Raw genomic sequence first — 386 nt, forward strand, 5'->3', positions numbered from 1 at the left:
TCGGAAATCTCTGGATCAAAGCTTACTTACAGCTCCCCAAAGCATATCGTCGTTAGTAACGTCCTTCATCGGCTTCTAGTGCCAAGGCATCCACCGTGCGCCCTTAATAACTTAATCTATGTTTCCACCATTTTTATAAGTCAAACGCTCACATACGGCTTCGTTTTCATTATTTTAAATGCTCATTTACATAAGTAAACTCTGCTTTAAAATAATTTAACTCATTGTCTGCTAAACGTTTTCTTTTATAAAAAGATTTAAACGCGTTATTAATCTTGTGAGTGTTCTTTCGAACACTAGCGATTATTTCTTATGAATTCAAGCTTATTTAAAACTCTTTATTCACTCGGTTTTGCTTGGTAAAATCTATATTTTACTTACTTATC

General features: G+C 33.7%; 1 rRNA gene. It reads right to left on the reverse strand.

Annotated elements, in window-relative coordinates:
• Positions 1–117: ribosomal RNA gene (locus IDG66_RS13490) — 23S ribosomal RNA — on the reverse strand; the annotation flags it as partial.
• Between the last annotated feature and the right edge of the window lie 269 nt (positions 118–386).

Origin of the sequence: Staphylococcus sp. EG-SA-18 (genome assembly GCF_017151825.1) — a bacterium.
GTDB classification, from domain to species: Bacteria; Bacillota; Bacilli; order Staphylococcales; family Staphylococcaceae; genus Staphylococcus; species Staphylococcus aureus.